The organism is Streptomyces sp. NBC_00457 (assembly GCF_036014015.1).
In the GTDB taxonomy this organism is placed as follows: Bacteria; Actinomycetota; Actinomycetes; order Streptomycetales; family Streptomycetaceae; genus Streptomyces.
The window spans coordinates 7,423,308-7,436,185 of sequence record NZ_CP107905.1; the positions used below are offsets into that span (position 1 = coordinate 7,423,308).

Annotated in this window: 13 protein-coding genes; 3 read left to right on the plus strand and 10 right to left on the minus strand. The window is 70.6% G+C overall.

Going from position 1 to position 12,878, the window contains the following annotated elements; translation table 11 throughout:
* Positions 1-21: 21 nt before the first annotated feature.
* The 3 genes from OG828_RS33820 to OG828_RS33830 all read right to left on the minus strand — a co-directional run bounded on the left by OG828_RS33820 (position 22) and on the right by OG828_RS33830 (position 4,502).
* On the minus strand, positions 22-1,575 hold the full coding sequence (locus OG828_RS33820) for a carboxyl transferase domain-containing protein (protein WP_328503290.1): 1,554 nt from the start codon (positions 1,573-1,575) through the stop codon (positions 22-24).
* Positions 1,568-3,019, minus strand: coding sequence for an acyl-CoA synthetase (locus OG828_RS33825; RefSeq protein ID WP_328503291.1), 1,452 nt, complete (start codon positions 3,017-3,019; stop codon positions 1,568-1,570). The genes OG828_RS33820 and OG828_RS33825 overlap by 8 nt, the downstream gene beginning before the upstream one ends.
* 85 nt (positions 3,020-3,104) lie before the next feature.
* Positions 3,105-4,502, minus strand: coding sequence for an SLC13 family permease (locus OG828_RS33830; RefSeq protein ID WP_328503292.1), 1,398 nt, complete (start codon positions 4,500-4,502; stop codon positions 3,105-3,107).
* A gap of 222 nt (positions 4,503-4,724) precedes the next feature.
* Here OG828_RS33830 and OG828_RS33835 point away from each other — a divergent pair, with 222 nt between their 5' ends.
* On the plus strand, positions 4,725-5,432 hold the full coding sequence (locus tag OG828_RS33835) for a FadR/GntR family transcriptional regulator (RefSeq protein ID WP_328503293.1): 708 nt from the start codon (positions 4,725-4,727) through the stop codon (positions 5,430-5,432).
* 25 nt (positions 5,433-5,457) lie between these two features.
* Here the strand turns inward: OG828_RS33835 and OG828_RS33840 are convergent, their stop codons facing one another.
* The 4 genes from OG828_RS33840 to OG828_RS33855 all read right to left on the minus strand — a co-directional run bounded on the left by OG828_RS33840 (position 5,458) and on the right by OG828_RS33855 (position 8,701).
* Complete coding sequence (locus tag OG828_RS33840; protein WP_328440830.1) at positions 5,458-6,102, minus strand: response regulator transcription factor; 645 nt, start codon at positions 6,100-6,102, stop codon at positions 5,458-5,460.
* Positions 6,093-7,286, minus strand: coding sequence for a sensor histidine kinase (locus OG828_RS33845; protein WP_328503294.1), 1,194 nt, complete (start codon positions 7,284-7,286; stop codon positions 6,093-6,095). The genes OG828_RS33840 and OG828_RS33845 overlap by 10 nt, the downstream gene beginning before the upstream one ends.
* 23 nt (positions 7,287-7,309) lie before the next feature.
* Entirely contained in the window at positions 7,310-7,972 is a 663-nt protein-coding gene (locus OG828_RS33850; RefSeq protein ID WP_328503295.1) for a DedA family protein, read from the minus strand.
* Between the two features lie 168 nt (positions 7,973-8,140).
* Positions 8,141-8,701, minus strand: a complete 561-nt coding sequence (locus tag OG828_RS33855) for a GNAT family N-acetyltransferase (RefSeq protein WP_328503296.1) — start codon at positions 8,699-8,701, stop codon at positions 8,141-8,143.
* A gap of 130 nt (positions 8,702-8,831) precedes the next feature.
* Between OG828_RS33855 and OG828_RS33860 the strand changes: the two genes are divergently transcribed.
* Positions 8,832-9,194: a hypothetical protein gene (locus tag OG828_RS33860; RefSeq protein ID WP_328503297.1), complete on the plus strand. Its 363-nt coding sequence runs from the start codon at positions 8,832-8,834 to the stop codon at positions 9,192-9,194.
* 74 nt (positions 9,195-9,268) lie between these two features.
* Here OG828_RS33860 and OG828_RS33865 read toward each other — a convergent pair whose 3' ends face one another.
* Together OG828_RS33865 and OG828_RS33870 are read right to left on the minus strand one after the other, a co-directional pair.
* On the minus strand, positions 9,269-10,483 hold the full coding sequence (locus OG828_RS33865; protein ID WP_328503298.1) for a serine hydrolase domain-containing protein: 1,215 nt from the start codon (positions 10,481-10,483) through the stop codon (positions 9,269-9,271).
* Between the two features lie 78 nt (positions 10,484-10,561).
* Positions 10,562-11,434: an ATP-grasp domain-containing protein gene (locus tag OG828_RS33870; protein ID WP_328503299.1), complete on the minus strand. Its 873-nt coding sequence runs from the start codon at positions 11,432-11,434 to the stop codon at positions 10,562-10,564.
* A gap of 139 nt (positions 11,435-11,573) precedes the next feature.
* On the opposite strand from OG828_RS33870, the gene OG828_RS33875 reads away from it, so the two are divergent.
* Positions 11,574-12,686, plus strand: coding sequence for a MerR family transcriptional regulator (locus tag OG828_RS33875; RefSeq protein ID WP_328503300.1), 1,113 nt, complete (start codon positions 11,574-11,576; stop codon positions 12,684-12,686).
* Here OG828_RS33875 and OG828_RS33880 read toward each other — a convergent pair.
* Positions 12,674-12,868: a hypothetical protein gene (locus tag OG828_RS33880; RefSeq protein WP_328365122.1), complete on the minus strand. Its 195-nt coding sequence runs from the start codon at positions 12,866-12,868 to the stop codon at positions 12,674-12,676. The genes OG828_RS33875 and OG828_RS33880 overlap by 13 nt on opposite strands.
* Positions 12,869-12,878: the final 10 nt, after the last annotated feature.

Below are 12,878 nucleotides of genomic sequence, written 5' to 3' on the forward strand. Positions count from 1 at the left end.
GTCACCGGATTCCGCCGGGAGTCAGTGGGCGGCCACGCCCCGGATCACCCCCAGCTCCGCCAGGTCCTGCGGCCGGATACGGAGCTGATCCGCCGTCGCCTCGACCTCCTCCGCCGGCCGCTTCAGGATCGCCGCCGCCAACTCCGGTGCGATCACCGAGAAGTAACTGTCCGGTGTGGCCCAGGTGTTGCCGGGAGCGGCGAGCGCCAGCGCGCCGCCCGAGCCGCCCTCGCCGATCAGGAGCGTGGTGATCGGCGTACGGGCGGCGGCCACCGCGGCGAACACGTCCGCGATCGCCGCGCCCACCCCCTGCCGCTCCGCCTCGGCGTCATTGGCCGCACCCGGCGTGTCCACCAACGTCAGCACGGGAATCCCGAGCCGGTCCGCCAGCCGGATCAGCCGGGCGGCCGTACGGTAACCCGCGGGCCGCGTCGCCGTCCCGGCCTGCGCCGCGTACGCGACCGTACGACCGCCGTGCTCGCCGAACCCACAGAGCATCCCCGCGTCGGTGCCACCGCAACGGTCGCCGCTGAGGGCGACCCGGTGCCTGAAGTAGGCATCCAAGTAGGCCTCGGCACGCGGACGTTGAGGCGAGCGGGCACGCTGGACGGCGTCCCAGCCTGTCGGCGGGAGGCTCGGGGCGCCGGCGTGGACGGGGGGTGGCGGTGTGCGGCCGGGGCCGGTGTCAGGGGCGTTGCCTGTGACGGCGGGCTGGGTCGTGGTGTCGGCTGCGGCTGCGGGGGGCTCCGCCGCGGTGCCGTGGACGGGGGGTGCCGGTGAGCGGTCGGTTCCGGTTTCGGGCGCGTTGCCTGTGACGGCGGGTTCCGTCGTGGTGTCGGCTCCCGCTGCGGGGACCTCCGCCGCGGTGCTCAGCGCCCGGGGGACCGGTGCCTCCTGTGCCGACGGGCCAGTCAGGAGCCTCAGCCACAGTCCCAGCGTCTCCCGCAGTTCCTCCGGCCGTACGATCGCGTCCGCCGCGCCCGCCGCCACCTGCGCCTCCGCCGTGTACGCGGCAGGGTCCGCGTCCAGGGGGCGGACCCGGGAGCCCGCGAAGCCGACCTGGGCGCCGGGGAGGGCGAGGACGACATCCGCGCCCGCGCCGAGCGTGGCCCAGCCGCCGCCGGTCGTCGGGTCGCGGAGTACGGCGATCTGAGGCAGGCCCGCCTCGCGGGTGAGGGCGGACTGGCGGGCCACGCGCTGGAGTTGGGTGAGCGCGAACATGCCCTCCTGCATGCGGCTGCCGCCGGTGGCGACGAGCGGGACGACGGGGAGACGGTGGACGCGGGCGTGAGCGTAGGCGGCCTCTATGCGGTCGCCGGTCCGTTCGCCCAACGAGCCGCCCAGGAAGCCGAATTCGAAGGCGATCAGCAGCGCGCCCGTGCCCTCGATACGAGCCGTGCCGCAGACGACGGACTCCTGCTCGCCGGTGCGTTCGGCGGCGCGGGCGCGCGAGGCGTCGTAACCCTGCCAGCCGAGAGGGCCGTCGGGGGCGTACTGCCCCGGCGGGGGCGGGAGTTCGGAGAAGTCGTCGGCGACGAGGGCGATCGTCTCGCGGGCGGTGAGACGGTCAGCCATCGGTGCTCAGAGCCCGCTTCATGATCTTCCCCATGTCGTTGCGGGGCAGCGCGTCGAGGTGACGGACGACGCGGGGCCGCTTGTGCGGGGCGAGGCGACGGGCCACATGATCGGCCAACTCGTCGTCGGCGGGCGGGGACTGCGGATCCGCGGGAACGATCCAGGCGACGATCCGCTCACCCAGATCCGGGTCGGGCTCACCGGTGACCGCGGCCTCCCGCACACCCGGGTGCTCCAGCAGCGCGTTCTCGATCTCGCCCGCCCCGATCTTGTACCCCCCGCTCTTGATCAGATCGGTGGCCTTGCGACCGACGATCCGGACATAGCCGTCGGGGTCCCGCACCGCCATGTCACCGGTACGGAACCAGCCGTCGGCGGTGAACGCGGCGGCCGTCGCGTCCGGCCGGTTCAGGTACTCGGTGAACAGGTTCGGCCCGCGCACCTGGATCTCGCCCACGGTCTCGCCGTCGTACGACGTGATGGCCGCCCCGTCCTCCTCGACGAGCCGCAGCTCCACGCCCGGCAGCGGTACGCCCACCGTCCCCGCCCGCGGCTCCCCGTCGGCCCGCACGCTGGTGTTCATCAGCGTCTCCGTCATGCCGTACCGCTCGATCACCCGCCGCCCGGTCGCCGCCGCGATCCGCTCGTGGTCGTGCACGGGCAACGCGGCCGACCCGGAGACGAGCAGCCGGGCATGGGCGAGAGCCTTCGCCAACTGCGGCTCCTCGGGCAGGGCTTGGGCGATGCGGTGGTACATCGTCGGCACGCCGAACAGCATGGTCGCGCCGTCGTTCAGCTCGCGTGTCACGCCCTCCGTGCTGAACCGGCCGAGGTGGCGGACGGCCCCACCGCGCCGCAGCGGGCCGAGGACGCCCAGGACGAGACCGTGCACATGGAACAGGGGGAGGCCGTGGACGAGGATGTCGTCGCCGGTCCACTGCCAGGCGTCGGCGAGCGCGTCGAGGGTGGTGGCGATCGCGCGGCGCGGGAGGACGGCGCCCTTGGGCGGGCCGGTGGTGCCGGAGGTGTAGACGACGAGGGCGGGATCTTCGGAGGACACGGAGGCTTCGTGGGTGGCGGCGCCGGGTGCCTGCGGGTCTACGTCGATGCGCCGCAAGTCGCACAGGGGGGAGGGGAGTTCGGTGCCGGGTGCGGTCAGTACGGCCGACGGGGCGCTGTCGGCCAGGATGTGCCCCAGCTCCTTCTCGCCCGACTTCGGGTTCAGCGGTACGACGGCCACCCCGGCCTCCAGCGCCGCCACCACGGCGACGGCCGTCTCCAGTGCCGGGGTCGCCCAGACGGCCACCCGCCCCGCGCCCCGGATTCTCCCGGCCGTCGCGCCGGCCGCGGCGGCGAGCTGCCCGTAGGTCAGGGAGCGGTCGCCGAACCGCAGCGCGGGCCGGTCGGTCGGGCCCTCGGTCAGGGCGGGAAAGAGAGAGGACACGCGTCGTACTCCTTAACTGTTGTCTCGCTGCTGCGAAGGCGACCGGGGACCGGGGAGGGGCGACCGGGGGCCGGAGACCGGGGATCTACCCCCAGCCGGGCACCACCAGCACCAGCCACACCACCGCGGGTACCGCCGCCACCACGATCCCTCCGTACACCATCAGCTGCTTGAAGAATCGCTCGCGGTCGACGTCCGGCGCGGCGGCCAGGACCAGCGCGCCGTTCGTCGAGAACGGGCTGACGTCCACCACCGTCGCCGACACCGCGAACGCCGCCACCATGCCGACCGCGCCCACATCCCCCTCCGCGAGGAACGGCACCGCCAGCGGAATCAGCGCGCCCATGATTCCCACGGACGACGCGAACGCCGAGACGAGCGCGCCGATGTAGCACAGCAGCACGGCGGACAGCAGCGGCACACCGATGTCGCTGACGCCTTCGCCCGCCCAGGTGATCGTGCCCATCTCCTCCAGAACGCCGACGTACGTGAGCACACCGCAGATCACCAGCACCGTCGGCCACGCGATCTGCCCGACCGCCTTCTTGCTGTCCTCCGGCCAGGCGGCGCTGAGGACCACGGCGAGCGTGATCGCGGTGAGCCCGGCGTCGAGATCGAAGGCGAGCACGGCGACGACGAGGGCGACCAGGGCGACGAGGGTGGTGATACGGGCGGGGGTGAGGCGGATGTCGGGGACTGTGTCGGGTTGGGTGGCTGTGACTGTGGCTATCGTGGTCGGAGCGGGGGAGGTGCCGGTACCGGAGCCGGTGCCGTTCGGCTCCGGGCGCGGCTTCCCCGTACCGCCGCTGCTGCCGGAGTCACCGCCTTCCGTCTCCGTCCCTGTCCCCGGCCCTGTCTCCGTCGCCACCGCGCCCTGCGTCCACAGCTTCAGCCCGCCGAAGAGGACGAACACCACGCCCGCGATGACCAGGTTGACGAGGAGCGAGGCGAGGAAGAGGGCGAGTTCGTTGCCGGGGAGCTTCTCGCGCTCCACGATCCCGTTGACGATCGAACCGTAGATGCTGATCGGCGAGAACCCGCCGGCCTGGGCGCCGTGCACCACCATCGCGCCCATCAGCAGCGGGCTGATCCCGTAACGGGAGGCGAAGCTCAGCGCGACGGGCGCGACGATCGCGACCGCGGCCGGACTGACCGCGCCGATCGCCGTGAGCGCGCCGGTGATCGCGAACATCACCCACGGGATCAGGGCCACCCGCCCCCGTACGAGCCGGATGGCCGCATGCACCAGCCAGTCGGTGGTGCCGTTGGCCCGCGCGATCGCGAACAGATACGTGACGCCGACGAGGACGACGAAGAGGTCCCCGGGGAAGCCGGCGAAGATGCCGTCCGCGTCGAGGTCGGCGACGAGCTCGCCCACCGCGAAGGCGGCGGCGAAGGCGAGCGCGCCCATGTTGATGGAGCGCGTGGTGGCGATGACGAACACCACGACGAGGACGAGGATCGAGATGAGTTCGGATGACATACGGGCTCCCGCCTTTGGGTCCCGGAGCGGTGAGGGATGACTGGCTGGGTGAGTGGACGGCTGGGTGAGTGGACGAGTGGCTGAGCCACTTTGCCTGGTTGGCTGGTTAGCGTGGGCCCGTCTGTTCGGCGCGTCAAGGGGTCACGCAAAAATTGGCTCAGCCACTGCACCAATGAACCACTCGACCACCCAGTGTTACCCTCCCCACGAGAGGGGGACCCTGTGACCGACGCCCTGCGCCCCATGAGCAAGCAGCGCCTCTACGAGCAGGTGCTGGACCGGCTGCGCCAGTACGTCGCCGAGGGTGACCTCAAGGCCGGCGACCGTCTCCCGCCCGAGCGCGACCTCGCCCAGCGCCTCGGCGTCAGCCGGGCCTCGGTGAAACAGGCCATCGTGGTGCTGGAGGTCCAGGGCCTGGTGGAGGCGCGGCACGGCGGCGGCACCTACCTCGTCCGGGACAGCCTCGACGTGGAGCCCGTGGAGAAGCTGGTCGAGCGCCGCCGACGCCTCCCCGACGTCCTCGACGCCCGCGAGGCCCTGGAGACGAAACTCGCCGAACTGGCCGCCGAGCGCCGTACGGAGGACGACCTGACCGCGATGCGCCAGGCGCTCGCGCACATGGCCGAGGAGATCGAGCACGGCCGGCCCGGCGTCGACGGCGACCGCCTGTTCCACGCGGCGGTCACGGCTGCCGCGCACAGCAGCATCCTCGCCGAGTTCATGCGCTCCATCTCCGAGCAGATCGCCGAGAGCCGCACCGAGTCCCTCCGCCAGCCCGGCCGCCCCACCCGTTCCTACGCCCAGCACGAGGCCATCCTCGACGCGATCACCCACCGCCGCCCCGCAGCGGCCGCCGCGGCGATGCGCCGCCATGTCCGGACGGTCGCGAAGGTACGGCTGCTGGACTGGGACCCGGGGGAGGGGGCGTAGCCGCGAGGCGCGTGACGGGCGTGCGCTACGCCTCCAGATACCTCAGCACCGCCAGGATCCGCCGGTTGTAACCGGTGGTGCGCGACAGCTCCAGCTTGTCGAAGATCGCGTTGAGGTTCTTCTCCACCGCGCTCAGCGAGATATGCAGCTGCTGAGCGATCGCCGTGTTGGTGTGCCCCTGGGCCAGGGTCTCAAGGACGCTGCGCTCGCGAGGGGTGAGGCGGATCAGGAGATCGGCGTGCGTCGTCCGGACCACCAACTGCCGTACCACCTCCGGGTCGATCGCAGCACCCCCGGCCTGAATGCGCTCCAACGCGTCCAGGAACTCCTCTACTTGTGCGACGCGGTCCTTGAGGAGGTAGCCGACTCGTTCCGCGCTGGAGGCCAGGAGCTGGACGGCGTAGTTGCGTTCGATGTGCTGGGACAGCACCATGACGCCGGTCTCCGGCCACCGTTCGCGGATCTCCAGCGCGGCACGCAGCCCCTCGTCGGTGTGCGTAGGCGGCATCCGGATGTCGAGAACGACGACGTCGGGCCGCCGTACGGCGATCTCCTCCAGCAACGGACCGGCGTCGCCGTACGCGCCCAGGACCTCGTGCCCCTCCTCCACCAGGAGCCGGACCAGCCCTTCGCGCAGCAGGGTCGAGTCCTCGGCGATCATCAGGCGCATGGCAGCTCCGCGGTGATGGTGGTGGGTCCCCCTTCGGGGCTGTCGACACGCAGGACGCCGTCGAGCGCGGCCACCCGGCTGCGCAGCCCGCTCAGCCCGCCGCCCGCCGGATTCGCGCCGCCCTTGCCGTCGTCCTGGACCTGCACGGCGAGCATTCCGCTGCGGAGCCCGACCCGCACGGAGACGGCCGTGGCGCGCGAGTGCTTGGCCGCGTTGGTCACGGACTCCGACACCACGAAGTACGCGGCGGTAGCCACGGGTTGAGGCAGTGGCCCCCCGACGTCGAACTCCGTCCGTACGGGAATGCCGCACCGCTCGGACACCCCGCTCAGCGCCTCTTCGAGCCCCAGACTGTCCAGCGCCGAGGGATAGACCCGCCAGGTCACGTCGCGCAGCTCCGCCAGCATTTCCTGGGACTCCTGGTGCGCCTGGCGCAGCATGGCGTCCGCCTGGTCGGGACTGCGCCCCCGACGTGCCCGGCCCAGCAGCATGGCCAGCGCCACCATGCGTTGCTGGATCCCGTCGTGCATATCCCGCTCGATACGGCGGCGTTCGGCGTCGACAGCCCGCACGACCGCAGCCCGGCTGGCGGCGAGTTCATGGATGCGGCGCTCCAGCAGTTCCCGCTCGGAGGGGCCGAAGTACTCGCGGGCGAGACGCGCGTCCAGGGCGGCGAGCGAGTGGAGCCCCTGGAGATCGAGGAAGAGCAGCACACCGCCCAAGAGCACCTGCATCAGCAACTCGTCCCAGCGGACGCTCCCTTGCACCACTCCCGCGACGAGCAGCCCCGCCAGGACGATGCCGATCCCCAGCAGCGCGATCACGACACCGCACAGCAGGCCGGCGTAACTGCGCATCGCCACATAGCGCAGAACCTTCTCATCGGACGCCTGATAGCGCCCGGGAAAGGCATCACCGAAGAAGACGGCCCGCCGCCTCCGCTCCAGGGCCATCAGCCGACGAGCCCCGGCCACGAGGATGCCGAGGGCATTGGGGCGGGTGAGCGGCCACAGCAGGAAGGGGCCGAGGGCGGTGCCTACGACGAGGAAGAGAAGGAAGTCGAACAGTGCCGTGACGCAGCCGAGGAGCGTACCGGCACAACGACGCGGCCAGGAGGCCGACAGGTTCTGGCCGGTGACGATTGCGGAGTCCTGGCCGCTGACACCTGCGGAATCCCCCTGCATGGGCGCCGAGCCTATCCGGTGGGTCATGAAGTACGGCGGTGCTGGGCCCGGTTGGGGCCGCGCAGCCGTACGCCGACGTAGGCCGCGAGGGCGACGAACACCAGGATCAGCACACCCTTGGAGAGGACCCCGACATACCTCTCCACGGACGACCACTGGTCGCCCAGCCAGTAACCGGCCAGCACCAGAACCGAGTTCCAGATCAGGCTGCCCAACGTCGTCAGCATGACGAACACGGGCAACGGCATACGCTCCACCCCGGCGGGCACGGAGACCAGACTCCGGAAGATCGGCACCATACGGCCGAGGAACACCGCCTTCGTGCCGTGCTTCACGAACCACCGCTCCGTACGCTCCAGATCGGAAGCCTTCACCAGCGGCAGCTTCGCCCAGATCGCGTGCATCCGTTCACGCCCGAAAAGCATGCCGATCCAATACAGCACCACGGCCCCCACAACCGACCCGAGGGTGGTCCAGAACAACGCCGAGGCGAGACTCATCGCGCCCTGCCCCGCCGCGAACCCGGTCAACGGCAGAATCACCTCACTCGGCAGCGGCGGAAAAAGATTCTCCAACGCAATGGCCAGACCGGCCCCCGGACCCCCCAACGTCTCCACAAGATCGGCAGCCCAGCCGGCGATACCGCCGGCCGGCTGATCGGTCAGAGCCAAGGACGTGAGCTGCATACGATCTCCCCGCGGAGGGTCAGGTTCAGGGTCGTCGGGGCAACGCCCTCGACCGCCCTCCAACTTAGAAACCGCAGCTCAACGCCGGTATGAGGGTTGCCGTCCGGTCCGGTGCGGGTTTCCGCATGACCGACCCTGCGGAAAACCGCACCGGCACATGGGTGCCGGTCAGGCCTTGAATGAATGCAGGTTGGCTGCGGCGAGGGTTTGCTCCGCGTCGTACGCCTCGAACGTGCTGATGCGCTGGAAGCCGAGGCGGGTGGCGAGTTTGAGTGAACGCTCGTTGGCTGTCTGGGTCACGACCAGGACCGGCTGGTCGGGCAGTTCGTCGGCGGCGGCGCGCAACGCGGCCGTGGCGGCCTCGAACGCCAGGCCCGCGCCCCAAGCGTCGCGTCGTAGCAGGTAGGTCAGTTCCAGCTCCCCACCGTCCTCGGTGACATGCCCGGGGAGGCCGGGGGAGCGTCGGTCGAGTACGTGCGTTCCGATGAGCCGGTCGGTCGTCTTGTCGGCGATGACGTACGTGCCGGGCTTGTTGGCCACGTCGGCGATACCGGCCGCATCGAGATACTGCTCGACAGCACCCCGGGGCCTCGGTCCGCCGAGGTACATCCGGACCCGTGGATCGGTCTGAAGCTCGATGATTTCGTCGCGGTCGGCGTCGTGGGCCTTGCGCAGCCGGAGTCGGTCCGAGGTGATCACCGTGGCGGACAGCGAGGACGAGGAAGTCATGGGACCCATCCTGTCCGAACCCCCCGAACTCCCTGCCCTGCATCCTTGTCTTGTCAAGCCAGGCAGCGGAAAGACAGTCAATCCCCAGAAACAGCCCATATCGCAGCCAGTGATCCGCCACGATGCCCCAATGAACGAACACGGATTCCTGGAGAGCACCAAGCAGTTCGCCCTCTATCTGTCCGAGCTACAGAACAGCCTCGACTCCGAGTCGTACGACCTGCTGCTACGCATCCTCAAGGGCACCAACGACGCCCTGATCCACCGCAACACCGACATCGACATCGCCCTGTCCCCACGCGAACAGGAACTGTTCACCCCGGAGTTCGGCAAGCAGCTCCACCAACTCCTGACCCTCCTGGGCCCACTCGGCGCGCAGACCTTCGTCGACTTCGGCGCCGCGGGCCCGGATCCCGATCAGAGCGCCACCGATCGTGAACGACTCCGCCGCGAGGTAGAGGCGATCGCCAAGGCCAGCGGCCTCGAGCCGTAGCCGTGCGGCTTCTGTCCCGGCCCGAAGTGTCGGGACAGTAGCCCCGACCTTCGAGGCGCGGCTACGGGAACTCGTCAGGGCTCGCAGAACTCGGTCTCGACGGCCGCGTCCTCCAGTTGCTGTTCGCCCCAGTCGCCGTTGCGGTTCATGGTCATGACGTGCCGGCCGTCCGCCGAGGCGAGCGTTCGGGTCGCGGAGCCGGGGATCATGCCGCCGTGGCCCCATGCCCAGCAGCCCTGCTTGAGCTTGAAGTGCCGTATGCCGAGGCCGTAGCGGTCCTGTGGACCACCGTGTCCCTTGTCCCCGTCGACGTGGACCGCGTCGAGCAGCTGCCGCTGCTGGGCGGGCGGCAGCAGCACACCGGCCAGGAGCTTGGACAGGAAGGTGTTCACGTCTGCGACGGTCGAGATCATCTGCCCGGCGGAGAAGGCGACGGTGGGGCTGAACTCGGTGACGTCGCGCACTTTCGCCTCCGGCCCGTCCTCGAACAGCGTGGAGTAGTGCCGCGCGTGGGGTGCGGGCAGTCGGGGCGAGGTGCCCGGCACGCTCGTGCCGCGCAGGCCGAGCGGCCGGATGACAAGACGCTCGACCGCCTGCGCGTAGGTGCCGCCGGTGGCCTTCTCGATGACCATGCCGGCGACGATGTAGTTGGTGTCGGAATAGTCCCACCTGCCTGGCCTGCCGGGCCTGCTGCCCTGTTCCGGCTGGAAGTTGGCCGGGTGGGCGAGCGCGATGTCCACCAGCTCTTCCGGGGACCACCTGGTGTGGCGGTTCCGGTCGAACTCGTCCCCCGCGTACAGGGCGCGGAAGCCGTCGTCCATGTTGTAGTCGAAGATGCCGCTCGTGTGGTTGAGCAGGTGCCGCACGGTGATGTCCCCGGGCCGGTAGCCCTTGCCGCGCACCACCCCGGGCAGCCATTCCTCCACGCTGTCGTCCAGCGAAAGCCTGCCCTCGGCTTCGAGCCGGAGCAGCACCGTGGCGGTGAAGGTCTTGGTCACGCTGGCGATACGGAACTTCTCGCTGGTGCTCCTCGGCCGCTCGGCGACCAGGTCACCGACACCGGCCCGGCCGTCCCACACACCGCGCGCGTCCCGTACCCGGGCGATGACGCCGGGGGTGCCTTGCGCGACGATCTCGTTCAGTACGGCCTGGGTCTTCGCGTGTAATCGGGGCGGATCATGGTGGGGTGGCCCGGCCGGTGCGGCGGTGGCAGCGGCGAGCGTTCCCACGGCGACGGCTGCGACGGCAAGGGCGATGGGGAGTCCACGAGAGGACTGTTGACGGCTCATGAGAAAAGTTGACCAAGGTACCCCATCCCCCTACATCGGGAACATCCCGGAATGAGGTCGGGGACACGACCCTAGGGGCTACCGCGCAGCCACCGCCAGGATCGCGTCACTGACCGCCGACACCGAAACCGGATGCAGGAACAGGAACAGGTTCGGCTCGACCAGTTCCAGTTCCATCACGCGTGGTTCGCCGTCGGGGCCGTCCACGAGGTCCACGCGGGCGTAGAGCAGGTCCGTCGCGTCCGGCACAGCGGCCAACGCCTGTTCGGCGACGGCGAGTTCGGACGGACTGGGGGTCCAGGGCTCAAGGTCCGGGTGGGCCACCTTGGGCGCGTCGTATGCCGTGCCGGGGGTCAGCACCGCCCGCTTGCGGCTGGCGTGCAGCAACCCTCCGCCGAAGAACTGCAACGCGCGCTCGCCGGAGACGTCGATGCCGCGCATGTACGGCTGGACCATCGCGGTCAGCCCCTCGTCGTGCATCCGCGCAAGATGCCGTACGGCCGTGTCGTGGTCGTCAGGCGTGTAGCGGGCCGCGTACCGGGAGCCGGCTCCGGAGGTGGGCTTGACGACGTACTCGTGGGTGTCGGGGAGGCTGACCGACTCCCCGGGCGCTATGTAGCTGGTCGACACGACCGGCACTCCCGCCCTCGCAAGATCCCCGAGGTACCGCTTGTCGGTGTTCCACCGCACGACCTCGGCCGGATTCGCCAAGCGCGTCAGGCTCGCGCACTTCTGCGTCCACGCCAGAAATTCGTCCGCCCGCCAGCTGTAGTCCCAGGTGGAGCGGATGACGGCCAGGTCGTACGCGGCCCAGTCGGCGTCGGGGTCGTCCCAATGCACCGCCTCCGCCTCGGCCCCGGCCTCGCGCAGCGCCCGCAGGAGCACGGGGAGGTCGGCGTCCTTGCTGGGCTCCGGTCGGGGGTCGTAGGTGACGAGGGCGACTCGGGGCACTGCGGGACTCCATTCTCGTACGGCGTCCCCGCAGGCTAACCGTCGCGCCCGCAACCGCGACAACCCATTTGACCTTCACCCTTGGTGAAGCCCCAGCATCGGTGGCGGAACAGGGGGGAGCTCACGGATGGATCTACGGATGGATCTGCGAGTGGATCTGCTCACGATCGGCGCCTTCTCGAACGTGTCCCGGCTCACGCCCAAAGCACTGCGGCTGTACGACGAACTGGACCTGCTGCGGCCCGCCCACGTCGACCCCGACACCGGCTACCGCTACTACGCGCCCGGCCAGTTGGAGCGGGCCCGGCTGGTGGCGTGGCTGCGGCGGCTGGGGATGCCGTTGGCGCGGATCCGTGCGGTGTGCGGTCTTGAGCGCGCTGCCGCCGCTCGGGAGATCCGTGCCTACTGGGCCGGCGTCGAGGCCGAGACGGCGGCCCGGCGTGACCTCGCCGCGTTCCTCGTCGATCAGCTGTCCGCCGTAGCGGATGGACCGGGCATATCGGGAAGGGGCACCAACATGCTGGAACTGCGTTACTCCGCCCACTCGGACATCGGACGGGTACGCCCCGCCAACCAGGACACCGCGTACGCGGGCGCGCGGCTGCTCGCCGTGGCCGACGGGTACGGGCCGGCGGGTGCGCCCGCGAGCAGCGCCGCCGTGCAGGCGCTGAAGTTCCTGGACGGGGAGGAGGTGCCGGCCGGTGGCGTCCTCGGGCTGCTGGAGGATGCCGTGCAGGGGGCGACCGAGGCTGTTCGGGATGTCGCAGCCGACGGCGAGGAGGCTGGTACCACCCTCACCGCCGTACTGTGGACGGGCTCCCAGCTGGCCCTCGTCCACATCGGCGACAGCCGCGCGTATCTGCTGCGGGACGGCGGCCTCTTCCGGATCACCCACGATCACACCGTCGTCCAGTCGATGATCGACGAGGGCCGGTTGACGCCGGAGGAGGCCGGGTCCCATCCGCAGCGGATGCTCCTGCTCAAGTCCCTGGGGAGCGGCCCACCCGCTGCCCCTGACCTGCGTCTGCACGAGACCCGTGCCGGTGATCGGTATCTCCTGTGCTCGGACGGGCTGTACGGCGTCGTCCCCGAAGACCGCATCCGGCACCTCCTCCTCTCCGTCCCGGACCCGGACACCGCGGTACGAGCCCTGGTCGACGCCGCCAACGACGCCGGCGGCCCGGACAACGTCAGCTGTGTGGTCGCCGACGTCGTCCGGGCCGGGGAGTGGACGGCGGTTCAGGGCGAGTAGAAGTCCCGGGGGCGTCCGCGCCGGTCCCTCGCCCGGGCGAGCAGGCTGCCCGGGTACTCCACCGCCCAGTAGCTCACCGTCGCGGCGAGAACCGCCGTCGCCGTGACGATCGCGACGGCCAGGGCGAAGCCAGACCTGGATCCCTCGGAGGGGAGCAGGCCGGTGTCGTAGAGGAGGAGCATGACCGGCTCG